This is a genomic window from Mesorhizobium sp. M0751, from assembly GCF_040320265.1.
Classification (GTDB): domain Bacteria; phylum Pseudomonadota; class Alphaproteobacteria; order Rhizobiales; family Rhizobiaceae; genus Mesorhizobium.
On sequence record NZ_JAMYPH010000034.1, the window covers coordinates 1 to 24,383 of the forward strand.

The following is a 24,383-nucleotide window of genomic DNA, read 5'->3' on the forward strand; positions in this document are numbered from 1 at the left end:
AATTGACCAAGCACACGATCAACCATCCGCGAATCTCCCGTAGCGACCAACACTACAGAATCACCAATCAGATTCTGTGCAAAGGCCTCACAAGGGGAGAAGGAAAGCGCGCTAGCCCTTAAAATCTTTCGCCAGCAGATATAGCTCCACCGATTCGTCGCGCGAGGCCGGCGGCTTGACGTGATGGACTGAGCGGAAATTCCGCTTCAGCCTCGCCAGCAATTCGTTCTCGGCGCCGCCCTGAAACGTCTTGGCGAGGAAATGCCCGCCCGGCTTCAATACCGACAGCGCGAAATCGGCCGCCACCTCGCACAGATGCATGGTGCGGATGTGGTCGGTCCGCTTGTGGCCGGTGGTGGGCGCGGCCATGTCGGAAAGCACGATATCCGGCGGCCCGCCCAGCGTCTCGGCCAGCTTCTCCGGCGCCTGCGGATCGAGGAAATCCATCAGCAGCACCGGCGCGCCCGGCACCGCGTCCATCTCGAGATAGTCGATGCCGACGACGTTCGGGTGTTGCGCGGTAGATTTCGTGCGTGCGGCGGCGACCTGGCACCAGCCGCCGGGTGCCGCACCAAGGTCGATCACCTTCATGCCGGGCTTGAGCAAATGGTGCTTGTCGTCGATCTCGATCAGCTTGTAGGCGGCGCGCGAGCGATAGCCGTCTGCCTTCGAACGCTGGACATAAGGATCGTTGATGTGGCGCTGCAGCCAGCGGCGCGACGATTCCTTCAAGCCGCTTTTCTTCTTGATCTTCGTCTTCAGCACGCGAATGCCGGCGGAGCTCGGTCTTTCCGGTTTCTTGGTCATTGCCGGCCTCGCCGCCAGACGCCGTCATCGGCCATCAATTCGCTCAATATGCCCTCGCGCAGGCCGCGGTCGGCGACACGCAGCCGCTCCGACGGCCAGACGGCACGGATCGCCTCCAATATGGCGCAGCCGGCCAGAACCAGGTCGGCCCGGTCGGCGCCGATGCAAGGGTTGGCGACGCGCTGCTGGAAATTCCAGCCGACCAGCTTTTCGACCATGCGATCGACGCTGTCGCGATCCATCCACAGCCCATCGACGCGGCGGCGGTCGTAGCGTTCGAGATCGAGGTGGACGCCGGCCAGCGTCGTCACCGTGCCCGAGGTGCCGAGCAAATGGAATTTCGGGCTGGACAGGAGATGGCTCAGCCGGTCGCGCCCGTCGAAGGCACGCAGCCGCATTGCGACATCCTCGACCATGGCGCCAAAGATCTCGCGCGTTACCGTGCGGCCGCCAAAACGCTCGGCCAGCGAGACGACGCCGACTGGCAGCGAGGTCCACGAGACGATATGGTTGGCAAGCCTTGGCGAGCGCTGGCCGGTGAGGTCGATCAGCGCGATTTCGGAAGAGCCGCCGCCGATGTCGAACAGCACGACGCCTTGCGTGTCGCGCTCGACCAGCGAGCCGCAGCCCGACACCGCCAGCCGCGCCTCGGTCTGGCGGTCGATGATCTCGAGCTTCAGGCCGGCCTCGCGCTCGACACGCTCGAGGAACTCGACGCCGTTGGCGGCGGTCCGGCAGGCCTCGGTGGCGATCAGCCTGGCCTTCCTGACCTTGCGGTTGCGCAATTTGTCACCGCAAATCTTCAGCGCCTCGACCGCGCGGTCCATTGCGGCGTCGCCGAGCCGGCCATTGGCGGTAAGGCCCTCGCCCAGCCTGACGATGCGCGAGAAGGCATCGATGACGCGGAACTGGCCATGACGCGTCGGCACCGCGACCAGCAGGCGGCAATTGTTGGTGCCGAGATCGAGCGCGGCAAATACCGGCAATTCCTGCAGCGGTGGCGGCGTGCGGGCACCTTGCCCCGGCCTTGGCGCCATTGCCGGGGCTGAGGGCGGAGGCGCGTAAGCCGCTGGCTGGGGCGGGCGCGCGGCCGGGGTCTCGTCGGCGGCAGGCACCGAAGCGCCTGTTGTCGCCGGACGAGCCTCGTCGCGTGCGAAAACCTTGCGCCCGCGCCGGCGCTTGCGCCGCTTCTTGGGTTTGCCGTTCTGATGCGGGCCGTTCTGACCCTTATGATCGTGGGACGTGTCGCCAGCCTGTCCATTGCCGGACCGCGGCTGCACCTGACGGCCGTAGCGTCCGGCGGATGGGCTTGCCTGGCCGGACGGCGTCGGCGAACCCCTGGACACGCCCACTTCCGGCGCGCCAGCGCCGGCTTCGTGGTCTTCCACTGTCGTTCCTTCCGGCGCCGCGCGAACCGAGACCGGACGCAGCAGGCGCTTTTACATGTTCAAGTTGCGGCCAGACTATCAGCGCCGGGCCGGATCACCAAGAGTGCTCGCGGCGAATTTTGCCGGCGGCATTGTCTCGCCCTACCCTCGGCGGATGATGGCGCGCCTTCCCGGTTGAATAGCCGGCTTCAATGAGGCATTTCTGAAATGGAGGGGTGAAACATTCGGGACCGCGGGCGGTTTTCCTGCTGCGAACCGGAAAAACGGGTACGGGCTGCAACGCATGATCGTCAGGCCATGAACTGGAGGCGCTATTTCTGGCCCGTCATCGGCATCGCCGCGGTGGTGTTCTCGCTGTGGCTGTTGCTGCACGAATTGCGCGGCATCTCGCTCGACGACGTCTGGGCCGGCATAATCGCCATCCCGGCGCGCGGCTGGGTGCTGGCGGCGCTGAGCTCGGTCATCGCCTATGCCTCGCTCGCCGGCTACGACCACATCGCACTTCTGCATATCGGCAGACGAGTCTCGTGGCTGTTTGTCACCTTCTGCTCGTTCACGACCTATGCGCTGTCGCACAATATCGGCGGCTCGGTATTTTCCGGCGCAGTGATCCGCTACCGCGCCTACGGCACCAAGGGCCTGACCGGACAGGATGTCGGCATTCTGGTGGCGATCTGCTGGATCACCTTCGTGCTGTCGACGCTGTTCGTGTCAAGCATCGTCCTGCTGCTCGAGCCCGAGGTGATCGACCGGTTTTCCGGCACGCCGCATCACAAGCTGTCGCAAGCCGCAGGGCTCGCCATGCTGCTCGTGGTGGCGGCCTATATCTTCGGCAGCTGGCTGCATCTGAGGCCGCTGAGGATCGGCAGCTTTCAGCTGCACTACCCGGCGCTGCCGATCGTGGCGCGGCAATTGCTGGTCGGCCCGATCGAGCTGCTGGCGGCGGCGGCGATCATCTTCTTCGCCCTGCCCGCTACCGGCAATCCCGGCTATTTCGTCGTGCTCGGCGTCTTCCTGGTGTCGTTCTCGATCGCGCAGATCTCGCATGCGCCGGGCGGGCTCGGCGTCTTCGAGGTGGTGTTCCTCGCCGGCCTGTCGCACATGGACCAGGTCGGCGTGCTGGCGGCGCTGCTGGTATTCCGGCTGTTCTACCTGATCATCCCGCTGCTGATCGCGCTCGGCGTGGTGCTGTATTTCGAGCGCTCGCAATTCAGCCGGAGCGAGAGTTGAAGCGCCGGAAGCCAGCAATTGAACCCAGACACAGGGTTGACTATTTTCCGGCGGCGGCTACAAGGCACGCGCGGCGACATCGTCGCCCTGCCGCGCGGTTTCAACAGCCGCGCCTGCTGGGGAATAGGTTAACGGTAGACCCACGGACTCTGACTCCGTTAGTCCTGGTTCGAATCCAGGTTCCCCAGCCATCTCTTTATTTATGGGTGAGCCTTGCGGACCGCGCAATCGTTAGGGCCTCGCGTCCGCTCACGTGGCCGTAGAGGAGTCCCAAAGAAAATCTGGGCGAATCCCCGCTTTTATCAGAGTCCGGCCAAGTCTCCCCAATTGGCCCATAGCGCCAACGTCGGGCTCCGTACCGGCGGTCCAACATTCCTGAAGCCCAATCAGCAGTTCCGTCAGGGCCTGATTGAAGGCGGCCGACATTGCTGCATCGGCCTTAGATTGGCTGAAATTATAGCTTTCGGGAAGCATGATATTAGGGCCGCTGAAAGTCCATTTCCCAGATGAGTCCCGAATGAGACCTTTCCCAAGGAATATCTGTTTGAACACGTAATAGTGCGCCAATAGCATTGCATCATCGGGAGGCTGGTCAGGCGAGCCTGGCGTCCCTTCTCCCTCGCCCTTAATTCTCGCAATCGCAAGCTGCGCGTCGGCGGCACTTCTGATCGGGCTCGCATCAGGCACGTCGACAAAAAAGGCATTCGGATCAAAGGTAGGATTCAGGGACGAAAAACCACTAGCTATTGCATCATAAAATTCACCAATTGTCGCCGGACCGGTCGACTTTCCCAGCGCAACAGGCGGAAATTCGGGATATTCGATCTGCATGAATACCGCCAACTGATCCATTGATAGCGGGTGGAGGTCGACCGGCAGCACCTGTGGAATACCGCCCGGCAACTCATCTGTAGGGTAGCTCGGAATAAACATGGCGTTCGCGACATCAACTGCGCCGCCAATTGCTGTGAGCATGTTACCCGCCAACGCGAAGTGGTACATTTCTTGTATAACAATATCGTGAATCATGCCCCGAACACCGTCATGATCAGTTTTGATCGACCACTCAGCGCAAAGATAGGGTGGGATTGTAGAAAACTCTAGCTGCATGGCAACCTTCAATGCGGCCTGCAGCTCTTCTAGAGTAGAAATTCCTGTTCTTACATATTGCTCAATATTTTTCATTAATTATCTCCATGCCCGATGCCCCCCGAATTATGGTGACAGTGCATTTTTTATCATGTCGCCGCCGCAGCAGCATGGTGCACCCTGCCCGCGTTCCAGGTCTGCCGCATCCCCGGCGCCGTACGGGGAGCCAAGGTGTTTTCACGTCCGAAGACGTATTGCCGCGTCGCCGATGTGGCGTTTATCGATGCCCCATGGGCCGAGCATCGCCGGGCAAATCGGCAACGTCGTAAACCCGGAAAACGAGGCAGGCGGCGAAGAAAATAGTGCACTGTCGCCGTAGTCGCCGTCGCATCCGAGCTTCGGTCTACGACTTGCGATAGGCCCGTCCATAGACGGCTTCGGCAATTTTCTCGCCAGCCTCCTTACCGCCCGCAGCGTCGAACTGCCAGTGAACACCAAGCAAAACTCTGCTGTGGTTGTTGTCATCAATCGCCTTCTCGATGTCACGAAAATCATCGGTCCGACGTGCACGAAGGTCCGGGTCAAAGTTGTCCACAGCAATGCCATCGAGTTCATCGGACGGAAACTGATCGAGTCCAATCCAATCTGGATCCTTCAAGCTCTCCCCTCTGACTTTGCGCAGCATCACTAGACACGCTGTTCCAAACGTTGCGTGTCCAGATGGATAGGCCGGGAAGTTGGGTGTGAACGCGGCAGCTCTATAACGATCGTCAGGAACCGGCTCGTCCGCCTTGCTAGATCCACTTAAGAGGCTCTGAGCAGTCTCCTGGCCCTCAAGTGACACTGATACGAAGCTTTGCAACTCCGCATCGCCCGTAAAAGGCGTATTGAAGGCAAAGTCGGACCGATTGGTTTTTGGCGAACCATGTGGCACCCATTTGATATCCTCCTTCTTAGGCTGCCTCGGCAGATCAGGATTCAACCCTCTGACGGGACGCCACACCTTGTGCAAATATTTCGCGTGCCATGCCACATTGCCCGCATCTGACATCGCCAAGTTGCACAGAGCAAGAAGTCGAGCCAGGCGACGCGGACCAAATTTATCCTGCGTTGCAACTTGGCGAACGAACTGATTATAAAGTCTGGGCGGCGTGCCAATAAACGGCGGGGCATCATACGCCCAGAATAAGCCTGGGACGATTTGCTCACGTGTTCTCTGCGGGTTCTCAATCCCGCCTCGCAGTTCACCGACGAGCCGGACATCGTCTGCATCTCTTTCGTAATCTGGAGTTCCGATCGCTGGAGGATCGGCCGGAGCGCAGCCACCCTGCGCAATCTTCTTCGTTACTTCATCTGACGTCAGAGCCAACGGTTTCGGTTCGACACCCCAGCTGTGACCGTAGTAACCTTGGTTTGGATTGAACGGGTCGAATGTGTGTTGTTGAGGACCAGGGTTGTAGTTATATTCCTTGTTGTTTATGCGCTTCCATATGTCAGTCCAGTCCCACTTGTCTTTGAAAACAGGATCGCTCCCGAAAACCTGGCCAAGTTGCCACGACTTGCGGTTTCTAAGACCGACTCGCCTAAGAAATTCGGCCCTCCTCATCCTTATGAACGTCTCGTGTTCGGGCCCCTGGTAGATATGGGACATAATCGCCGCGCACGCGCCTCCCACGAACGCTGCTGGTGATGACGGTTTCTCCTTAAGGCCGACGGTGTATAGAAACGGCTTGTAAAGTGGATCGGGATATGAGTGAGCCACAGCATCTGCGAGGACCGTATGGATCAATCCCAAAGCTCTGGCCGAAGCGACTGGTCCTGGCGCGCGGGCTTGACCGACCTCAATCGTATGATCATTTGCGTTCAGCTCAAGGGCTACATCATTCCAGTATTCCACAGCATTTCGGTTGTCCGCAGCGAACACATTCGATTCCGTCTCTAACAAGTCATTTGGTTCAACGTCATCGTTTTGTGATTGCGCGGCGACCTGGGACGACATGGCAGCGCCAGCAGTGGCAGATAAACCCAACAAGATCGCACTACGCCGATTCAACTCAGTCATAGACCTTCCCTCCCACAGCATGCATTAAGTTACAGGCAAAATGCGTCAGGAAATCGGATAAAATTGCGCATTGAGTTGTCAATCTGCAAACCCCGTCACCTTCAGTATACAGACTATCTTTGCACCCGCGGCGCGTTTTGCTCATCTGCCGTCATCGGAACTGTCTCCAACTTCGCCGTTAAGTTGCAAGGGTTACTGTCGTGATACTGCAGTAGTGACTGGACCGCCACCTGCATCTGAAGCGAGAAATCGAGAGCGATCAGCCCTGCACTGGATGATTGCAACATACAGGTTGACGTGTCTATTTCACCGAATGGGACGTCTCCTGTGAAATTTCGAAACCACTGCATTTTCTTTTCATCGGTGTCGCACTTATTGCCCAATGCAGCGCTTGAGAATGTAATTTGTGCCCCCACCGGAAATTGCGCAGTTCCGTGACAGCTTAGGCATCCGGATACCGGGTTGTCGACCGGTCCATTTGCACGACCCGCCCAACCCAAATGAATCTTCGAGTAGGAAGGAATCTCGGCAGAAATGAAGGTTTCTTTGAGCAATCTTCCTGCAACGGAGTCGCCAGGAGTGAAGCCGAAGTCGTTCCCCCAGGATAGCCCAACGGCTCTAAGCTTTCGCCATGCCGAACTGTCGGCAGCATCCTTATCGTAGGCGAATGTGCCGAACACCCAACCTGTTGGCGAGTGCGAGTCTGCCGCTGCAACGTCCATTTGAAGTAACCGTACGGTGGTTCGGCCTGACTTGGTGGCAATTTCCCACGACGGTGCGCCAGCAAGTATATCGGAGACCGAAAAGTCATCTGGTTTGGCGTCAGTGAATAGGATTTTGAACGCCATGGCACCATCCTCAAACTGCGACTTCTTGAGATCAGGTGACGTTCCGCTTTTCCACACTTGCCCTATCGTATAGGCACCAACTGCGTTGTAAAAGCCGATAGCATAGTTGTGGATTGTTATGCCGGGCTTAAGTCCCAATTCGGGACCCGTAACCGGCCGCTCTGACGTGAGACCATGCAGCGGCTCCCTGCGACCCGGACCAAAATTCATCAGGGGCATGTGAAACCATTGTCGCACCTTGTTCTTGGCGGGTTCAAAGTCAGCGTCTATCATGCCGTCAAATGCATAATTTCGAAGTGCATAGAGATATTTCGTTCCCTCTTCTTGGTTACTATCGAATTTAATTGCAAGCCAAGGCGCGTCCATTGCCGGGATAGTTTTGGGATAGCTTTGTGACAGCCTGAACCGTTCCTTGCTATTCTCCAGCATCGATAGAGGGGCAATAAAATCAGGAAAATCTCCGGAGCATTGAGCTATGTTGGGGCCTGGGCCGGTTGCCAAAGTGCCGTCGTCATTTACGGACAAGCACGTGGTTCCCAGCATGCAGGTATCGTCGTCCGCGCGAACTGGCGTCGTCATAACGATTGTAAGTAGAGTTACGGATACGCCAAAACTACAGAGATACTGACTCATTTTGCCGATCTCCCATTTGCCGACGTAATCCGGCACGCCAATGTGTGTATACTAGGGCCAGATCGCAAGGAACTATCGCTCAGAAATAGCGCATACAAACGACCTGACGCTGTGGGCAAATTTCAGCTTTAGCGATACTCCGCGAATTCATCGCCTGATTTGTATTTTGAACTAGTCACCTATGAGCAGCAACTTGCACCCGGACAGGCGGTGGAGTCGGAGCAGCAGCTATTGCAGCATGTGACATAGCAACCGTTCCCGTAAGAAGTGCAGCAGGCAAGCGTGCCAAAGCCATCTTTCAACCTGGCTTCTGCCTCTTTAGGCGACGCTTTCGAGATGAAGCCCTGGGGAGCCGCGCCTTGTCCCCCTAGGGTGCTAGTTTTCTGATCATCATCGCCCAGCCAACCCTCGGCTTTCACCTCGAAGACGCTGCCATTAAACTTGGATACTTGGACCCATGCTACCGGAGTCTCACCACGAGTCTGAACCATGATACAGAGGCGATTTTCAGGCCTGAGAGCTATTTCTGTGCGCTTTCCAGTCTCCATGGTAGCTAAGACGCCCTTTTTCACAATACTTTGTATGGAACGCCCGTCGACCTGCACGCTAAGTTTGAATACTTCCATTTTTCCCTCCTAGTGTAATTTTTTTTAATTGCTTCAGTTATTCTGCGGACACGACACTTCTTTTCTGTTCATATTTCATGTAGCGGCCGGCACGGAATTTCTTTCAGCAAAATGCAATTGCCTCCCCCTTCCTCACCAGCAACGAATGCTCAATCCCCAGTATCTTCCGCACACTCGCCAGTCCCGCCTCGTTCACCTCGATATACGCGACGATGTACCACTCGCCGTTTTCTTCCCTGAATTACGGTGACAGTGCACTTTTTACCATGTCACCCCGGCGCATGGTTTACTTTTGCCGCGTTCCCGGTCTGCCGCATCCCCCAACACCGTACTCCGGAAATGTTTTCACCCCCGAAGACTATCCTCAAGAACTGCACATCTAGTATTGCCGCGTCGCCGATGTCGCGGTTTTCGATTCACCCGTGGGCCGAGCATCCGCCGGGCAAATCGCCAAAGCCGCAAAACCCGGAAAACGAGGCAGGGCGGGCGAAGGAAGTGCACCGTTGCCGTAATCCGGCCGAGCGTCGGTGCGTCATCGACGCAGGCGCCCGGCTTGAGCCTGGCTATTTGCACTCGCTGCATGAACAACTGCCTCCAGAGGAGCTACAGCTGCAACTCTTTCCAGACTCACAAGCTCTCTCACAGCCAGTTCCGGACGAACATTGCGGCTGGAAATCGCCACTTTTCCCTCCCGTTCTCAACTTATCCCACTCGACTTCTAACTTTCCCATAAGATCCACCATCTCCGGCGTAGGTTGAGATGTTTGAGCATGACCGGGACCGGACATGAGGAGCGAGGATATTACAATGAGAAAAATCGATATCGATTTCATCTTGCTTTCCTCCCAAAGTAAACGTCGAGATGTATTTTCCTAAGGCCCAACCGCGCGACACGGCGACCGCTCTAGGCTGGTGCGCGCCACAGGACTTTGTTGCTTTCGATGAACGGCACCTGCGCGCCCCGCCTCACCAGCAGACTCTGCTCAATCCCAAGTATCCTCCGAACACTCGCGAGCGCCGCCTCGTTCACCTCGATATACGCGACGATGTACCATTCGCCGTTTTCTTCCCTGGCCATGCCCATCGGCTCGGCGCGCCATTTGAGGGCGCCGTGGTGGGGCATGAAGTAGGTTTCCTGGACGCCGCCGACGGCGCTGAGGCCCTCGTCGAGAGCGTATTCCATCACCGCGCAGCACAGCTGCGTCAGCGTGCCCCTCAGTCCGGCAGTTCGCTTGTCGGGAACGACGAATGTGCGGGTCCATTCGGCCCAATCGGGACGCCTTGGGACGCCCGATTTTTCGCACATGTGAGAAAAGACCTCCGAGACCATGTGCGGCTCGCTCGTTGGGATCAATCGAGCCGAAGTCACTACGCGATCGTCTTCAATGCCCAGCAGGTATGTCGCCGCGTCTGTATCGAATTGATCCAGTTCGCGACCATCCGGGCTCGGAGGGCGCCAGCGTTTTTGATGCACGAAGAAATCGTGCCGGCGGCGCAGAAATTCGTCGAATTCGTTTTGGTAGAGATGCTTGTTATGCGCATTGACTACGTGGGCCGTTATCATGGCGCGATCCCCCGATCGTTGTCGCGGGGGATATTTGCAGCCTCGCTAATGTACGTCACCTGTCCGATGGGACAGTTGACGCGTTTAGGGGTGGATCAGGCGCCGGCGCACCGCTTCGACGACCGCCTGCGTGGTCGTTGCAACCCCAAACGCTTCCCTGGCTCGTGTGGAGTGCCATTTGACCGTTCGCTCGGTCAGGCCGAGGATTTGGGATGTCTCCGACGAGGTCTTGCCGGCTGCGGCCCAGAGCAGCACCTCTTTTTCCCGGTCGGTCAGCATGCCTTCATCGTCATCATTGTCATCCGCCAAGGCCTGGATCGACATGCCTGCATAGACCGCCATGGTCACCAGTTGCACTTGATGGCGCGGCGAAAGGGTGCAGGACTTCGCGGACGAGGCAAACGACAGCACGGATTGCCAATGGTGAATGCTGAGCATCGGCACAGCGAAGCCGCTACAGATGCCGAACTCCGTTGCCTCGCCGGCGACGCGTCGTGAACCTTCCGTATCCGACCACTTTGCCGGAACTTCGGACCAAAGGAACGGCTTCAGGGTCTTTGCCGAGTAGATGCAAACACCATCGACGGCGGCGTGTTCGGCCTCGACATAGCGCTCGAACCAGCCGGCCGGCCAGCCATTCAGTTCAACCATCGGCGCAAGTTTCTGGCCACTGAGCGGCACACCGCTCAGGATAAGGTGCTCGAAGCCGAGATTCCTCACGGTATCAAGAAGGTCGCTCAGCAGCGGCCCGGTAGCTGTATGTTTCCTACAGCGTTCGACAAAGTCGAACACGTCTGAATCGATCATGACAGAGACCCCGTCACCACGCCCGAAAACAAAGTTTAACTCAAATTAGCAACTTCGAATACTCCCAATAAGTGTGTCCGCCACGCAGGACGCACGGACCAAAATCAGCTAAATCAGCCGGATTGTGATCAGCAACACAGGACCCCAAGCATGACGCGTCGTCGGGCGTCTTCAACTCGACCAACATCGACTATGTCCTGAAAAACCTCGGCGTGCGTTACCTGATCGTCGCCGGCATCATGACCAACCAGTGCGTCGACATGCGATCATAGAAAGCATTGTCGATACGAAGGCGGTCTTCGAGTCGCTTGTACCGCGTCTGACACCGCAGGATAGCCTGTTCATGGAGCGGACGTCGCCGCGCCTATGCGGCTTGCTCACTCTAGCGTCGGAGCGGTCCGCTACGAAGCCCACGGGCAGACCTTAGCCTCCCGTGCTGAGCATTTCGATGATTGTTAAATCCAAAGAATCACCACAGGACGGTGGCCGTCGAGCGAGTTTTCAGCAGCCCATTTCCGAAGCTATTAATGTGCAACTTGGGAAGCTGCCGACATCAATTCCTCGGGATTCAGCGCTCTGAAGGTGTTGAGGCCATCCTCCAGAACTTCAGTGAAGTTCCAGCGTACGATGCCCGCCCGGTCGATTAGGAACTGACCGACAAGCTGCGCCTGGCTGGAAGCCATCGCCTGCTGGTCGGCTTCCGTAATCTCATATCCTTCCTTCTTGTTAAGAAATTCATTCATTGCCATGACGTCCATAGGCTCGGGCAACTCGCCCGGAAGATGGAACGGTATCGCCATGACCGTGTCCATCCCGACCTCGCGCAAGCCGAAAGCACGGTGCGAGGCGCGCTCCGGGTCGGATGCGGCGAGAAGATCGGGTGCCGGGTGGTAACGGAAATAGAGCCGCGCCCGCTCGACCGGCGTATTGACCACCGCCAGGCATTCGACGCCTTTATCACGCAGGGCCGGCTTGAGTTGCGCCATCGCCGCGACATGGCGCCGGCAGAACGGACAGTGCAGGCCTCGGAACAAACCGATCAACAACGGGCTACGGCCTCGAAAATCATCAAGCGCGATCTTGCCTTCGCGTGAGATCGCATTGAGCACAACATTCGGTGCCCGGTCGCCCGGCTGCAGCGGGCGGTCAACACTACTCGTGGACATGGACAACCTCCTCGCCCCGGTCACTCAGGGAAAGCAGCACACCCACGTTTCGGAGGCGATCAAGTGCGGGGGCGAAAGCTTCCTGTGCCAAGGCAATAGCTTTCGACCTCTGCCATATTGCCGAGGTCGAGATTACGCACGTTGCAAGCCCATTATAACACGAAAAAGCATCTGCGGGTCGCCGCCAAATGTGGTGAATGACCTCACGCGAGCGCACCCCCGAATGCCCTTGCGCTGAAGGTCAGATTCCCGACCTCGATTTGGCGGTTCAAGTCCGCAACGCCCAACGTCGTCAACGGGTCGGTTCCGGACGATAGGCGAAGGTCCGCTCCTGAAAACCGTCGGGAATGTCTGGAAATGGCGCAACAACGATGTCCAAGGTGGTCGCCGGCAACGTCCGCTATCAGGCAACAGCGAAGATCACCTCTACGGCCGACATGAGGCGCATAGCCGCCGTTCGCACGTAGAACTATAGGGTGGCTTTCGTGCTGACGTTCACGACCGGGGAGGCACCCGCGAGCCAGAAAGTCGATGCCTCGTCAAATTTTTCCTAAGACCTTATCGATACTTGCGTCTGCACTGATCTTACGCGATGGTCCCTCTGCCTTGGGAGGGCTGGGGATGAAATACAGAAAGCTGGCCGTTCTTGCGGCCGCGTTTGCGCTTGCCGGATGCCAATATAAAGCCGAGCCGATGCCAATGGCCGCTTACAACGTTTATTCGAGCTACGGCGAAAAGCTTCCTGGAAAATATCTGCTGTTTATAGACTCGACCGTGCTAAATAGATCGATCAAGCCTTCGGATCTAAATTGCGCTGCTCACAGCTACCCGATCGATATGCGAAGCGGTTTCTCTGGATCTGTCCGCAAGACGCTGGAAACTCTGGTCGCAGAACTTGAGATCGTCGATCAACCAGTCGATGCCGCTGGCCTCGCGGAGCGCAAGAGCCGTGGCATGATCGTGGTCAAAGGCGAAGAGTTAAACGCTCGACTGCGGGTCGTACCGGGTTTTTGGTCTGCCGGCATAGAAACTGATGTCGACCTTGTTGCTTCGATAATTGTTGATGGTCGAAACGGTCGATTGCTCGGTTCAACCGTGGAGGGTCAGGGGAATGCACAAGGCGATGCCGGTGTTCTCTGCGAGGGCGGCGCAAAATCGCTAACGGAGTCCGCGGAAAAGGCACTGAAACAAGCAGTAGGTCGCCTCGGCGAAGCCCTGACCAATTCGGAACGGGTTCGTAACGGCGTTTGACGCAAAATGTATCCGTTCGTCTGGATCTCCCAAGTTACCCCAATCAGACGCCGGACACAAAGTTCAGGCAGGCCCGCGTCCAGGTCTCGACACGCCTAACAGCGTTTACGACTGTCGCGCTTTATGCTGAACAGGTCACACTGCGGGAAACGACGCAGCAAGATGACCGAACGACTTTGATCAGCAAAGCAGGACCAAGCATGACGCCAGCACTGCCGAAACGAAACGAGCCGTTCCGGGCCGGCGAAACCGCGTTGCTCTTGGTCGACATGCAACGGGTCTGGCTGGAGCCCGGCGCCGATCCGGCGCATCCGGAGCGTGGTCCCGACCATTATTTCTACCGGCAGACGGCGTCGCAGACGATCCCCAACCAGGAGCGCCTGCTGGCGGCGGCGCGGGCCAACGGCGTCGAGGTGATTCATACCATTATCCAGAGCCTGACCGAGGACGGCCGCGACCGGTCGCTCGACCACAAGCTGACGCCGATCCATATCGCGCCGAGCCGGCCGGAGGGTCTGCCGGTGCCGTCGCTGGCGCCGGTCGGCGACGAGATCATGCTGCCAAAGACGTCGTCGGGCGTCTTCAACTCGACCAACATCGACTATGTCCTGAAAAACCTCGGCGTGCGTTACCTGATCGTCGCCGGCATCATGACCGACCAGTGCGTCGACATGGCGGTGCGCGATGCCGCCGATCGCGGTTACCTCGTCACCTGCGTGTCCGACGCTTGCGCTGCCGCCTCGCAGGAGCGCCATGACGGCGCGCTCGAGGCGTTCGGCGGCTACTGCTGGGTCGCCGATACCGCCATCGTTACTACCCGTTTCGAAGCTTTGGGAAAAACTGCATGACGTCGACCGTCGAACCGCTCGTTGCCGTCGTCACCACCGACCTTTCGGCGATCACGCGCGGTCGCTCCGTCGTCGAAAGCAGGCTGCAGAAGATCGCTGCGACCGGTGTCGGCTGGCTGCAGGCCAACCTGTCGCTGACGCCGTTCAATTCGATCGTCGACCCCAATCCCTGGGGCTCGTCAGGCGATGTGCGGCTCGTTCCCGATCTCAACGCACGGTTCCGCACGGCGCTGACCGGATCGCCGACGCCGTTCGACATGGTCGCCGGCAACATCGTCGAACTCGACGGCAGCCCGTGGCTCGGCTGCACGCGGACTATGCTGAGCGATGCGCTGGCGCAGTTGAAGGCGGCGACCGGACTTTCCGTCATCGCCGCCTTCGAGCATGAATTCCACATCGAGGGCGACTTTGGCCCGGCTCATTCGATGTCGTTGGCAGCACTGCGCCGCACCGACCCGTTTGCCGCCAACCTGATGGCGGCGCTGGCGGAAGCCGGTGTCGCGCCCGAAGTGGTGATCGCCGAATTCGGCACCGACCAATTCGAGGTGACATGCGAGCCAGCCGATGCGCTTGCCGCGGCCGATCGCGCAGTCGCCATCCGCGAGATCACACGCGAAGTCGCGCGGACTGCCGGGTGGCGGGCGAGCTTCGCGCCCAAGATCGCTCCCGATGCCGTCGGCAACGGCGTCCACATCCATTTCAGTTTCGTCGACGAGGCCGGCAAGCCGGTGACCTACGACCCGGCCCAGCCGGGCGGCCTTTCCAGTCGGGCCGCTTCGTTCTGTGCCGGCGTGCTGCGCCACCTGCCCGGCATCACCGCCATGACGGCGGCGAGCGTGTCGTCCTACTACCGGCTGAAGCCGCATAGCTGGAGCTCGTCCTACACCTGGCTTGCCGACCGCGACCGCGAGGCGAGCCTGCGCATCTGCCCGATGGTGACAATCGGCGGGCGCGATCCGGCGCGGCAGTACAACATCGAATACCGGGCGGCGGACGCCACCGGCAATCCCTATTTGTCGCTGGCGGCAATCGTGCGCGCCGGGCTGGAGGGGCTGAAGGCCAAGCTGCCGGCGCCGCCGCTGGTCGCTGGCGACCCGACGCAGATGAGCGTTGCCGAGCGCAAGAAGCTAGGGCTCGTGCGGCTGCCGGAAACGCTGCCTGCGGCACTCGACGCGCTGGTCGCCGACAATACCGTGACCGGATGGTTCGCGTCGGTGTTCGTCGAGACTTTTGTCGGCCTCAAGCGGCATGAGACCGAGCGCCTCGCCGGGCTTGATCCAGTGGCTGTCTGCGACCTCTACCGGACGCTGTACTGATGGCTGAGCCGGTTGCCAACGCCATCCAACCTGAAGGTTGGCCCCTAGCGGTCGAAGCGATAAACGAAACGGGCCGTTCCGATATCGTTCTGATATGCGAGCACGCATCCAATCACATCCCGGCCGAGTATGCGCGGCTCGGTCTCGACAGCAGCCATTTGCAGCGCCATATCGCCTGGGATACCGGCGCCGCCGAGGTGACCCGCGCTCTGTCGAAGCTGCTCGATGCTCCGGCTTTCCTCAGCTCCTATTCGCGGCTTTTGATCGATCTGAACCGGCCGCTTGGTTCCAGCGGCAGCATTCCGGCGCTATCGGAGGACACCGGCATCCCCGGCAATGTCGGCCTCGATCCGGAGGAGCGAAGCCGGCGTGCCGAAATCATGTTCGCGCCGTTTCATGACCGCGTCGCCGCTCATCTCGACGACCGGGCGAAGCAGAGCAGACGGACGCGGATCGCGACGATCCACTCCTTCACGCCGGTCTACCTCGGTGTTGGCAGGCCCTGGCATGCCGGCGTGCTTTACGATCGGGCAGTCGATTTTCGGCCAGGCAGTGCTTGCCGGCCTGCGCGCCGACAGTGCGCTCAACGCCGCGGCAAACGAGCCCTACGTGATCAGCCGCGACGGCGACTACGCCATACCGGTCCATGGCGACGATCGCGGCATTCCCGCAATCCTCATCGAGATCAGGCAGGATTTGCTGGCGGGCCGCTCCGGCATCGAGGAATGGGCGAAGCGGCTGGCCGCAGCGTTGCCGGCGCAGCAGACAAAGGCGTTGTGACCAAGCTCGGCTGCTCGAGCAACGCGAGAGCCGAGCCGTCGGCGAAAAGCCTCCACCCGTCCTCAGGAGAAGATTTCCGCCAAGTCTTCGACGCTGGTGCCTTCCTTGACCTGGCGCAGCTCGACATAGCTGACTGCCGGGGCGATCGACGTCACAATGGATACGATCGCTGTCACCAGGGCGCCAAGAAATATGCCGGTGGTTAGGCCAAAGACCATGATCGCACGGCTGAGCACAGCCTGGATCAGCACCACAGCTATGAACAGGACAATCCAGAATCCGAACAGAGCCCAGCGGCTTCCTTTGGTAAGTTCCCGGCTACGTTTCATGCTGCCGAAGACCCCCAGTCTTTCCTGAACCAAAACAGGCACAGCGACAGACCAACGAAGCCACAATATGATGCCGGGAACGAGCAGAAGCATCGCGCCGGCGGCGGCGCCGAGGCTCACCAGCAGCGCGATGCCTATTACCGGCAGCAGGAGGGAGATTGCCGTCTTGAGGCAATCGCCAATCAATGGTCGCTTGCCGTTCAGATCCTCGATCGCGGCACGCACCAGCGCCGCCTGCAGGATTGCCGACAGTGTCATGGAAACCAAGACGCCAACGATCGTGGCAGTGATTCGTTGGGCTGAGAACTCCGGAACGCCAGCCTCGACGTGGGTCGCCCACTTCCAAATCCAAAGCTGGTAAAGGAGCGTAGGCAAGCCTGAGAACAGCATTGCCAATCCGAGGCAAAGCACTGGATTGCGGCTGATGACAGCGAAGCTGTCGTTGAAAACCCTGCCGATGCGAAATTTGTTCGGCCGTTCCAGTGTCACTGATGTCATGATGCTTTCCCCCTGCCTCACCGCCACATGGCTGGCGGCCCCGCTGGTAAATCTGCCAAGATTGGCGGTCGCCGTCCAGCCCACTTGCAATTGTTCCGCTGCATTGTCAGTGTCGGCTGGGAACCACAGGTTGCAGGGGAGCGGGTGGCGTTGGCACAGCCAGGCACAGCGGAAGCCGAACGGCTGACCAATCTGCACAAGCAGCTGATCGCCGATGCGTCGATCCAGTTCGACCTGCCGGCCTATGTGCCGCCGAAGCCGCCCGAGTGGCTGAAGCCGCTGCAGGATTTTTTGTCGTGGCTCGGCCCCTACATGATCTATCTGTTCTGGGGGGCAGTGATATCGGGCGTCGCAATCATCCTGCTTTTGGTCTTCCTCGAGGTGAAAGGCATCGCCTGGCGGCTGCCGTGGCAGCGCGCTCGGCCCGAAGTCGAAGACGAAGAAACCTGGCGCCCCGACGCCGGCGCCGCGCAGATCCTGCTGTCGCAAGCGGATGCGCTGGCCGCACGCGGCGACTATGACGAGGCGGTTCACCTTTTGCTTCGGCGCAGCGTCGCCGATATTGCCGGCCGGCTGCCGGACTTCCTGCGCCCATCGCTCACCGCGCGCGACATCGCCAATGCCCCTTCCCTGCCGGGAAGGGCACGCCATGCGTTTACCGAGATCGCCCGCATTGTCGAGGCGGCGCTGTTCGCGCGCCGGCCGGTCGGCGCTGAAGGCTGGCGGCAAGCACGCGGCGCCTATGAACGGCTCGCCTTCCGGGATGCCTGGACGTGAGTGCACCGGCGGTCGAGGCACAGGAGCCGTTCAATCGAAAGACACTGTTTTGGGGGATTTTCGCCAGCCTGCTTGCGGCAGCCGGTTTCTTCCTGCTGTCCACCTATGCCCCCGATTTCCGGCAACCCGGCAATGGCGGCGCCACGCCGCTGTCGAAAAGCGGCGTCGGCTACGGCCTGGCGGAATGGCTGCGGCTCACCGGCGAAGCGCCCTTGATGGCGCGGACCGAGGACGATCTCGGCACCGACATGCTGCTGATCGTCACCATCTCGCCCGACGGCGATCCGGAGGCTCTCGACCGCATCCTCAACCTTCGCCAGGACCAGAACACACTCTTCGTGCTGCCCAAATGGCAGATCCTGCCGCTCCAGGGGCATGAAGGCTGGAACATGAAATTCGGGCGATTGCCCGGTTCGGTGGTGAACGAATGGCTTGGCCGGATAGCCGATGCAAAGATCGGTGCCGGCCAGAGCACGGCAAAGCAACTGGACATCGAAGGCAACATGGTTGCCGCACCCGAAGAATTGCAGTGGGTGGCCGACAAGTACCCTCTCATCGCGGCCGGCAATGACAAGGCTGTGCTTACCGAACTAGACGACAAGCCGTTCTATATCCTGACCGACCCCGACCTGATCAACAACGCCGCCCTCAAGGATCCCGAAAAGGCTGCAGCCGCGCTCGGGCTGATTGCCTTGCTCCAGCCCGACGACGGCCCGGTGATGTTCGATCTGACGCTGCACGGCGCAGGGCGAAAGTACGATCTTGCCAAGCTTCTGGTCGAGCCGCCGTTCCTGGCACTGACACTGACGATCCTGACCGCCGCCGTGCTGGCATTCCTGCACGGCCTCGGCCGGTTCGGCCCGCCGCGCGCCGACCAGCGTGCGATTGCCTTCGGCAAGCGTGCGCTGGTGGATACGACAGCGATGCTCATGCGGCGCGCCGGCCGGCTGGACGAGCTGGGAGGCCGCTATGCGGCCTTGATGCGGGTGCGCGCCGGCGCGCTGCTCGGGGCACCGCAAGGACTGCAAGGCAAAGCGCTCGACCACTGGCTCGACTCTCGCGATAAGGAGCAAGCTGGCGGCTTCACGATGCGCTCGCAAGCCGCCGGCGAGGCGAAGAACCTGACGCAGATGCAACAGGCAGCAGAACAGCTGCACGACTGGACGGCAAGGAGGCTCGGTGAACGTCGATGATGTGAAGGCCCTGGCGACACGGATCAGGGAAGAAGTGGCCAAGGCGATTACCGGGCAGCGCGATACGGTCGACCTGATGCTGACCGCCTTGTTTGCGGGCGGGCATATCCTGCTCGAAGGTCCGCCCGGCACGGCCAAGACCATGACCGCACGCTGCTTCGCCCAGGCGCTTGGGATCGCCTACGGGCGGATCCAGTTCACGCCGGACCTGATGCCCGGCGATATCGTCGGCTCGAACATCTACAACTTCCAGACCGGGCAGTTCACGCTGACGCGCGGTCCGATCTTCTGCGATCTCCTGCTTGCCGACGAAATCAACCGCACGCCGCCGAAGACGCAAGCCGCACTGCTCGAGGCGATGCAGGAGCATGCGGTCACGTTCGACGGCACCACGCATTCGCTCGGTCGCAATTTCATGGTCGTCGCGACCCAGAATCCGATCGAGCACCAGGGCGTCTACCCACTGCCCGAGGCGCAGCTCGACCGCTTCCTGTTCAAGCACCGCGTCAGCTATCCCGGCCCCGAGGAAGAACGGGCCATCATCGTCCATCACGGCGGCGGCTCCGCCTCGCACGACATCGCGCAATATGGCATCAAGGCACAGACTAACCGCGAGACGCTGCAGGAGGCCCTTGAAGTCGTCGGCTCCGTCACCCTCGTCGACGATGTCGTCGGCTACATAGCGGCGCTGGTTCGGGCTACGCGCGAAAATGCCGATTTGGAAGTCGGAGCCAGCCCCCGCGCGGGCGCCATGCTGGCGCGGGCGGCGCGTGCCAGGGCGGCACTGGACGGACGCGCCTACGTGATCCCCGACGACGTCAAGGCGCTGGCAGTGCCGGCGCTGCGTCATCGCGTCATCCTTTCGCCTGCCGCCCAGATCGATGGCCGTCTGGTCGAGCAGATCGTCTCCGACCTGGTCGACCAGACGGAAGCACCACGTTGATCTATCCCGGCGGCCGAGCGGTATGGGCAGCGGCGGCCGGCGCCGTGCCGGCCTTCCTGGTCGCGCTGGCACTGCCGTCGTTCTGGTATCTGGGATTGCTGTGGAGCTGCCTGCTGCTTGCCTTCCTGGCGGTGGATGCCGCGGCCGGACGCGGGCGGGCATCGCTGAATGCCAGCATCGATGCGCCGCAGCAGGTCGGTGTCGGCGGCGAGTTCGGCGTGCAAATCGCCGCCCGTCACTCGGGACCGCGCGCAGCGGAGGCTCGCGTCGGGTACGATGCGCGTCTGGCGCCGGTGAGCGGCAGCGGCGGCGCCTTGCTTCCAACCGCCGGAGGTTCGCTCGACCTCCGCTTCCAGGCGCTGCGGCGCGGCGTCGCCAGCTTCGACCGTCTCTGGGTGCGCTGGCGCGGGCCATTCGGGCTGGTCTGGAACCAGGTGGTGCTACCGGTGGAAAGCAAGGTTGCGGTGCTGCCCGACGTCAGCAGCGCCCGCGGCGAGGCGATCACCCTGCTGCAACATGCGGCGCTTGCCGAAGGCCATGCGCAGCGCCGCGCCGGTCAAGGCCGCGAGTTCGACGCGCTCAAGGATTACCAGCCGGGCATGGGCCGGCGCATGATCGACTGGAAGCGCAGCGCCCGCCACGGCAAGCTTTTGGCGCGCGAGTTCCGCGTCGAGGAGAACAACAACATCGTGCTGGCCATCGATAGCGGACGCCTGATGTGCGAGCCGGTCGACGGTGTGCCGAAGGTGGACCGGGCGGTGACGGCCGCCTTGCTGTCGGCATTCATCGCGCTGAAGGGCGGCGACATGGTCAGCCTGTTCGGCTTCGATGCAAGGCCGCGCGTTTCAAACGGGGCGGTACGCGGCCCCGCCAGCTTTGCGATGATCCAGAAACGGGCCGCCGAGATCGACTATTCCAGCGAAGAGACCAACTTCACGCTGGCGTTGACTACGCTGGCGGCGAGGCTTGACCGCCGCTCGCTGGTCATCATCTTCACCGATTTCGTCGATCCGATCAGCGCGGAATTGATGCTGCGCACCGTGGGCCGGCTCACCGAACGGCATCTCGTGCTGTTCATGATGATGAAGGACACCGAGCTGGAGGGCCTGGCCGACATGCCGCCACGCTCCGGCGAGGACGTTGCCCGCGCGGTTGTCGCCGGAGGGCTCTTGCGCGAAAGGCAGGTCGTCATCGGCCGGCTGCGCCTGCTCGGCGCCCATGTGATCGAAGCCGACCACAACCGGCTGGGTCCTGCGCTGGTCGAGCGCTATCTGCAGTTCAAGCAGGAGGATTTGCTGTGACGGCGCCGGTAGCCGGCAATGCGGTGCGTGGCGATGCGGTACGCCAGTCGCTGGCCAGCTTCCGCCGCGAACGCGAGGCCGACTGGAAAGCATTCGAAGCATTGCTGGCGCGTGTCGAGAAGCGTGCGCCGCGGACGCTTTCCGAAGAGGAGCTGCTGTCGCTGCCCCTGCTCTACCGATCGGCGCTGTCTTCTCTTTCCGTGGCACGGGCGACCTCGCTCGACAACGCGCTGGTCGGCTATCTCGAAGCGCTGTCGCTGCGCGGTTATTTCTATCTCTACGGCGCGCGTCGCGGGCTGCGGCAGCGCCTCGCCGATTTCTTCCTGCACGACTGGCCCGAAGCCATTCGCGACCTGTGGCGCGAAACATTGGCGTCGGTCGCGCTGATGGTGATCGGCATTGGTGCGGGCGCCTGGCTGGTGGCATCCGACAAGAGCTGGTTCGACGCGATCATCCCGCCCGGCCTGGCAGGAGGCCGCGGCCCCGACACCTCGGCCGAACTGCTGCGCGGCATGCTTTATGATGGCGACAATGGCTTTCTCTCAGGCTTTGCCGCCTATCTGTTCACGCACAACGTCCAGGTCGCAATCCTGGCCTTCGCCCTTGGCTTCGCCTTCGCGGTGCCGACGGTACTGCTGATGCTGTTCAACGGCTGCATGATCGGGGCGTTGTTCCAGGTCTATTGGTCCAAAGGGCTTGGCATGGAGCTTGGCGGGTGGCTGGCCATCCACGGCACCACCGAATTGTTCGCAATCTCTTTGGCCGGCGCAGCCGGCATGCGCATCGGCACCAGCATCGCCTTTCCCGGCGAATTGACACGCATGGCGGCAGCGGCTCGCGCCGGACGCATCGCCGCAAATGCCATGGTCGGGGTCTCGGTCATGCTGCTGTTTGCCGGGCTGCTCGAGGGCATTGGCAGGCAGACCATCACCAGCGACGTCACGCGCTACGCCATTGGCGGTGGCATGCTGGTGCTGTGGATCGGTTACTTCTATCTGTTCCGGGCGGTGCGGCATGGCGATCGTTAAACGCGCCGCCTTCGCGGCTATACGGCCGCTGATCACGCCCGAAGGCGTCGATCTCCGGATTAGGCTCGCCGACGCCGGCACGCGGGCCTCCGCCTTCCTACTCGACATCGTGTTCATCGCCGTGGCTGCAATCGTGATCTCTATCGTCGCGCTATTCGGGGTGGGAGGCCTTGGCAGCGAGGGATTTCAGCCGCTCTTCGTCGTCTGGATCATCCTGATCTTCTTTCTGCGCAACGCCTACTTCATCGTCTTCGAAGCGGGCCGGCGCGCGTCTACGCCCGGCAAGCGGATCGTTGGCATCCGGGTCGCGTCGCGCAGCGGCGACGGCCTGACGATCGACCAGGTGATCGCCCGCAACCTGATGCGCGAGATCGAGGTGTTCCTGCCGCTGTCGATCATCGCCGGACGCAGCGGGACTGACCTCGCCGACACACTGACGACGGTGTTCGGACTGGTGTGGACGCTGCTGTTTGCCTTGTTCCCGCTGTTCAATCGAGACCGCATGCGGATCGGCGACCTGTTGGCGGGGACCTGGGTGGTCGAGGTACCGAAGCGCGCCTTGCTGGAAGATTTGTCGGCCCGGCAGGATCCGGCGGCCGGCGCTTTCCGGTTCAGCCATGCCCAGCTCGACGCCTACGGAATTGCCGAACTCCACAAGCTGGAGGAGGTGCTGCGCCGCGACGACTATTTCGCCCTGCGGACAGTGGCCGAAACGATCGGACGCAAGATCGGCGCGGCACCACAAGCCCATGACGCACGCGCGTTCCTGACGGCATATTACGGGGAGTTGCGGGCGCATCTCGAACGCAAGCTCCTGCTGGGCAACCGCAGGGCCGACAAGCACGCGCGGTAGCAGTTGCCGAACAGGCCCACCTAGCGAGAAGCGTCGGTGCTGCCCCTCATCCGCCTGCCGGCACCTTCTCCCCGTATAGTGACGGGGAGAAGGGGAGATGCCGCGGCGCGAGCGGCTATTCCGCAACGCTGCCAATTAGCGAAACCGTTTGCGATAGCGCCTTTCTCCCCGTCACTATACGGGGAGAAATGCCCGGCAGGGCAATGAGGGGCGACGCCGACGAACCTGATGAGCCCCTCTCATGAGGCCGGTTCAAATACCCCGTGCCCTACCCACCCACTTCTCATAATCGGACACCAACAGGTGCAGCGGTGCTGTGTCCTCGTCGATGTCCGCGAAGCGGCCGATCGGCTCGCGGAAAACGTTGTCGGTGAGATCGTCGTTGACGGTCGAAACCTCGCCGATCAGCACGTCCTTGCCTTCGGCCCAGAAGGCGTGCCAGACACCCGGCAGCAACGTGACGCTCTGGCCCGGGTCGAGTTTTAAGAACCCACCCGCAGGCAGCCTGTGAATGGTTCCGTCGACAGGCACGGTTACTTCGGCCTTCGGATCGATGCCGCCATCGCGATCGTGCATGAACAGCTCCAGCACCAGTTTGCCGCCGCCTCGGTTGATGATGTCTTCGGCCTTGATGTTGTGGCGGTGCATCGGCGACAGCTGATCCTTGCGCGAGATCATGATCTTCTCGGCATAGAGCATGCCCATGCCCTTCTTCATGTCCTCGTAGCGGCCGTTGCGAACGGTGAACAGGAACAGGCCGAGCTCGTCGAATTTCTCCTGGCCGTAATCGGTGATGTCCCAGCCGAGCCGGGAGGAGAAGATGGCCGCCGAATCCTGCCGGTGCGCCTTCATCTCTTCCGGGGTCCAGTAGGCGAAGGGCGGCATGATGTAGCCGAACGAACGGATGAAGGCGTCGGCGCCGCGGATGATGTCGTTGATGGCGGAGCGTTTCATGTCGTGGTTCCTTCTTCAGGCGGCGCCTACAGCGCATAACCGAACACCGATCCGGTGTCGACGTAAACCGCATTCTGGCCTCATGACATCGG

At 60.8% G+C, this 24,383-nt stretch carries 21 protein-coding genes, 1 tRNA gene and 2 pseudogenes; 14 read left to right on the top strand and 10 right to left on the bottom strand.

What is annotated here, in order from left to right; all coding sequences use genetic code 11:
* Positions 1-111 precede the first annotated feature (111 nt).
* Positions 112-807 (bottom strand): RlmE family RNA methyltransferase, encoded by a 696-nt coding sequence (locus tag NKI19_RS30550; protein WP_352493597.1) that lies wholly within the window; start codon positions 805-807, stop codon positions 112-114.
* Complete coding sequence (locus tag NKI19_RS30555) at positions 804-2,195, bottom strand: Ppx/GppA phosphatase family protein (RefSeq protein WP_352493598.1); 1,392 nt, start codon at positions 2,193-2,195, stop codon at positions 804-806. The genes NKI19_RS30550 and NKI19_RS30555 overlap by 4 nt, the downstream gene beginning before the upstream one ends.
* Positions 2,196-2,492: 297 nt before the next feature.
* Here NKI19_RS30555 and NKI19_RS30560 point away from each other — a divergent pair, with 297 nt between their 5' ends.
* Together NKI19_RS30560 and NKI19_RS30565 are read left to right on the top strand one after the other, a co-directional pair.
* Positions 2,493-3,425 (top strand): lysylphosphatidylglycerol synthase domain-containing protein, encoded by a 933-nt coding sequence (locus tag NKI19_RS30560; RefSeq protein ID WP_352493599.1) that lies wholly within the window; start codon positions 2,493-2,495, stop codon positions 3,423-3,425.
* A 117-nt stretch (positions 3,426-3,542) separates the two neighbouring features.
* Positions 3,543-3,616, top strand: a tRNA-Gln gene (locus tag NKI19_RS30565).
* Between the two features lie 58 nt (positions 3,617-3,674).
* On the opposite strand, the gene NKI19_RS30570 is transcribed toward NKI19_RS30565, so the two are convergent.
* From NKI19_RS30570 to NKI19_RS30590, 5 genes are all read right to left on the bottom strand, one after another.
* A complete protein-coding gene (locus NKI19_RS30570) occupies positions 3,675-4,610 on the bottom strand; it encodes a ferritin-like domain-containing protein (RefSeq protein WP_352492966.1) in 936 nt (311 codons plus the stop codon).
* A gap of 307 nt (positions 4,611-4,917) precedes the next feature.
* Positions 4,918-6,576: a vanadium-dependent haloperoxidase gene (locus NKI19_RS30575; RefSeq protein ID WP_352492967.1), complete on the bottom strand. Its 1,659-nt coding sequence runs from the start codon at positions 6,574-6,576 to the stop codon at positions 4,918-4,920.
* A 113-nt stretch (positions 6,577-6,689) separates the two neighbouring features.
* The gene (locus NKI19_RS30580) at positions 6,690-8,057 is read right to left on the bottom strand and encodes a hypothetical protein (RefSeq protein ID WP_352492968.1); all 1,368 of its coding nucleotides are present in this window, start codon (positions 8,055-8,057) and stop codon (positions 6,690-6,692) included.
* A 1,530-nt stretch (positions 8,058-9,587) separates the two neighbouring features.
* Complete coding sequence (locus NKI19_RS30585; protein ID WP_352566304.1) at positions 9,588-10,247, bottom strand: acyl-homoserine-lactone synthase; 660 nt, start codon at positions 10,245-10,247, stop codon at positions 9,588-9,590.
* An 84-nt stretch (positions 10,248-10,331) separates the two neighbouring features.
* Positions 10,332-11,054, bottom strand: coding sequence for a LuxR family transcriptional regulator (locus NKI19_RS30590; protein ID WP_352492970.1), 723 nt, complete (start codon positions 11,052-11,054; stop codon positions 10,332-10,334).
* A gap of 155 nt (positions 11,055-11,209) precedes the next feature.
* Between NKI19_RS30590 and NKI19_RS32945 the strand changes: the two are divergent.
* A pseudogene (locus tag NKI19_RS32945) lies at positions 11,210-11,314 on the top strand (cysteine hydrolase); the annotation flags it as partial.
* A 264-nt stretch (positions 11,315-11,578) separates the two neighbouring features.
* Here NKI19_RS32945 and NKI19_RS30595 read toward each other — a convergent pair.
* Positions 11,579-12,220 carry a peroxiredoxin-like family protein gene (locus tag NKI19_RS30595; protein ID WP_352566303.1) on the bottom strand — a complete coding sequence of 214 codons (642 nt, stop codon included), beginning with the start codon at positions 12,218-12,220 and terminating at the stop codon, positions 11,579-11,581.
* 621 nt (positions 12,221-12,841) lie between these two features.
* On the opposite strand from NKI19_RS30595, the gene NKI19_RS30600 reads away from it, so the two are divergent.
* From NKI19_RS30600 to NKI19_RS30620, 5 genes and pseudogenes are all read left to right on the top strand, one after another.
* Positions 12,842-13,471 carry a hypothetical protein gene (locus NKI19_RS30600; protein ID WP_352492971.1) on the top strand — a complete coding sequence of 210 codons (630 nt, stop codon included), beginning with the start codon at positions 12,842-12,844 and terminating at the stop codon, positions 13,469-13,471.
* A gap of 200 nt (positions 13,472-13,671) precedes the next feature.
* Positions 13,672-14,319, top strand: a complete 648-nt coding sequence (locus NKI19_RS30605; protein ID WP_352492972.1) for a cysteine hydrolase family protein — start codon at positions 13,672-13,674, stop codon at positions 14,317-14,319.
* The gene (locus NKI19_RS30610) at positions 14,316-15,635 is read left to right on the top strand and encodes a type I glutamate--ammonia ligase (RefSeq protein ID WP_352566301.1); all 1,320 of its coding nucleotides are present in this window, start codon (positions 14,316-14,318) and stop codon (positions 15,633-15,635) included. The genes NKI19_RS30605 and NKI19_RS30610 overlap by 4 nt, the downstream gene beginning before the upstream one ends.
* Positions 15,635-16,105 (top strand): annotated as a pseudogene (locus NKI19_RS30615) (N-formylglutamate amidohydrolase); the annotation flags it as partial. The gene NKI19_RS30610 and the pseudogene NKI19_RS30615, both read left to right, overlap by 1 nt.
* A 37-nt stretch (positions 16,106-16,142) precedes the next feature.
* On the top strand, positions 16,143-16,415 hold the full coding sequence (locus NKI19_RS30620) for a hypothetical protein (protein WP_352566305.1): 273 nt from the start codon (positions 16,143-16,145) through the stop codon (positions 16,413-16,415).
* A gap of 62 nt (positions 16,416-16,477) precedes the next feature.
* Here NKI19_RS30620 and NKI19_RS30625 read toward each other — a convergent pair whose 3' ends face one another.
* Positions 16,478-17,242 carry a hypothetical protein gene (locus NKI19_RS30625; RefSeq protein ID WP_352566299.1) on the bottom strand — a complete coding sequence of 255 codons (765 nt, stop codon included), beginning with the start codon at positions 17,240-17,242 and terminating at the stop codon, positions 16,478-16,480.
* A 144-nt stretch (positions 17,243-17,386) separates the two neighbouring features.
* Between NKI19_RS30625 and NKI19_RS30630 the strand changes: the two genes are divergently transcribed.
* From NKI19_RS30630 to NKI19_RS30655, 6 genes are read left to right on the top strand one after another with little or no spacing between them, the layout of a single operon-like run.
* The gene (locus tag NKI19_RS30630) at positions 17,387-18,019 is read left to right on the top strand and encodes a DUF4129 domain-containing protein (protein WP_352566297.1); all 633 of its coding nucleotides are present in this window, start codon (positions 17,387-17,389) and stop codon (positions 18,017-18,019) included.
* Complete coding sequence (locus NKI19_RS30635; protein WP_352566295.1) at positions 18,016-19,212, top strand: DUF4350 domain-containing protein; 1,197 nt, start codon at positions 18,016-18,018, stop codon at positions 19,210-19,212. Before NKI19_RS30630 ends, NKI19_RS30635 begins: the two co-directional genes overlap by 4 nt.
* The gene (locus tag NKI19_RS30640) at positions 19,199-20,155 is read left to right on the top strand and encodes an AAA family ATPase (protein WP_352566293.1); all 957 of its coding nucleotides are present in this window, start codon (positions 19,199-19,201) and stop codon (positions 20,153-20,155) included. The genes NKI19_RS30635 and NKI19_RS30640 overlap by 14 nt, the downstream gene beginning before the upstream one ends.
* Positions 20,152-21,456: a DUF58 domain-containing protein gene (locus NKI19_RS30645; RefSeq protein WP_352566291.1), complete on the top strand. Its 1,305-nt coding sequence runs from the start codon at positions 20,152-20,154 to the stop codon at positions 21,454-21,456. The genes NKI19_RS30640 and NKI19_RS30645 overlap by 4 nt, the downstream gene beginning before the upstream one ends.
* Positions 21,453-22,484 (top strand): stage II sporulation protein M, encoded by a 1,032-nt coding sequence (locus NKI19_RS30650; RefSeq protein ID WP_352566289.1) that lies wholly within the window; start codon positions 21,453-21,455, stop codon positions 22,482-22,484. Before NKI19_RS30645 ends, NKI19_RS30650 begins: the two co-directional genes overlap by 4 nt.
* On the top strand, positions 22,471-23,337 hold the full coding sequence (locus tag NKI19_RS30655) for an RDD family protein (protein ID WP_352566287.1): 867 nt from the start codon (positions 22,471-22,473) through the stop codon (positions 23,335-23,337). The genes NKI19_RS30650 and NKI19_RS30655 overlap by 14 nt, the downstream gene beginning before the upstream one ends.
* Positions 23,338-23,589: 252 nt before the next feature.
* Here NKI19_RS30655 and NKI19_RS30660 read toward each other — a convergent pair whose 3' ends face one another.
* Complete coding sequence (locus tag NKI19_RS30660) at positions 23,590-24,291, bottom strand: D-lyxose/D-mannose family sugar isomerase (protein WP_352566285.1); 702 nt, start codon at positions 24,289-24,291, stop codon at positions 23,590-23,592.
* Between the last annotated feature and the right edge of the window lie 92 nt (positions 24,292-24,383).

What these genes read in the sequence shown, in the direction of transcription:
- NKI19_RS30550 (WP_352493597.1), bottom strand. Translation starts at nt 807, where the DNA reads ATGACCAAGAAACCGGAAAGACCGAGCTCCGCCGGCATTCGCGTGCTG.
- NKI19_RS30560 (WP_352493599.1), top strand. Translation starts at nt 2,493, where the DNA reads ATGAACTGGAGGCGCTATTTCTGGCCCGTCATCGGCATCGCCGCGGTG.
- NKI19_RS30570 (WP_352492966.1), bottom strand. Translation starts at nt 4,610, where the DNA reads ATGAAAAATATTGAGCAATATGTAAGAACAGGAATTTCTACTCTAGAA.
- NKI19_RS30575 (WP_352492967.1), bottom strand. Translation starts at nt 6,576, where the DNA reads ATGACTGAGTTGAATCGGCGTAGTGCGATCTTGTTGGGTTTATCTGCC.
- NKI19_RS30580 (WP_352492968.1), bottom strand. Translation starts at nt 8,057, where the DNA reads ATGAGTCAGTATCTCTGTAGTTTTGGCGTATCCGTAACTCTACTTACA.
- NKI19_RS30585 (WP_352566304.1), bottom strand. Translation starts at nt 10,247, where the DNA reads ATGATAACGGCCCACGTAGTCAATGCGCATAACAAGCATCTCTACCAA.
- NKI19_RS30590 (WP_352492970.1), bottom strand. Translation starts at nt 11,054, where the DNA reads ATGATCGATTCAGACGTGTTCGACTTTGTCGAACGCTGTAGGAAACAT.
- NKI19_RS30595 (WP_352566303.1), bottom strand. Translation starts at nt 12,220, where the DNA reads ATGTCCACGAGTAGTGTTGACCGCCCGCTGCAGCCGGGCGACCGGGCA.
- NKI19_RS30600 (WP_352492971.1), top strand. Translation starts at nt 12,842, where the DNA reads ATGAAATACAGAAAGCTGGCCGTTCTTGCGGCCGCGTTTGCGCTTGCC.
- NKI19_RS30605 (WP_352492972.1), top strand. Translation starts at nt 13,672, where the DNA reads ATGACGCCAGCACTGCCGAAACGAAACGAGCCGTTCCGGGCCGGCGAA.
- NKI19_RS30610 (WP_352566301.1), top strand. Translation starts at nt 14,316, where the DNA reads ATGACGTCGACCGTCGAACCGCTCGTTGCCGTCGTCACCACCGACCTT.
- NKI19_RS30620 (WP_352566305.1), top strand. Translation starts at nt 16,143, where the DNA reads ATGCCGGCGTGCTTTACGATCGGGCAGTCGATTTTCGGCCAGGCAGTG.
- NKI19_RS30625 (WP_352566299.1), bottom strand. Translation starts at nt 17,242, where the DNA reads ATGACATCAGTGACACTGGAACGGCCGAACAAATTTCGCATCGGCAGG.
- NKI19_RS30655 (WP_352566287.1), top strand. Translation starts at nt 22,471, where the DNA reads ATGGCGATCGTTAAACGCGCCGCCTTCGCGGCTATACGGCCGCTGATC.
- NKI19_RS30660 (WP_352566285.1), bottom strand. Translation starts at nt 24,291, where the DNA reads ATGAAACGCTCCGCCATCAACGACATCATCCGCGGCGCCGACGCCTTC.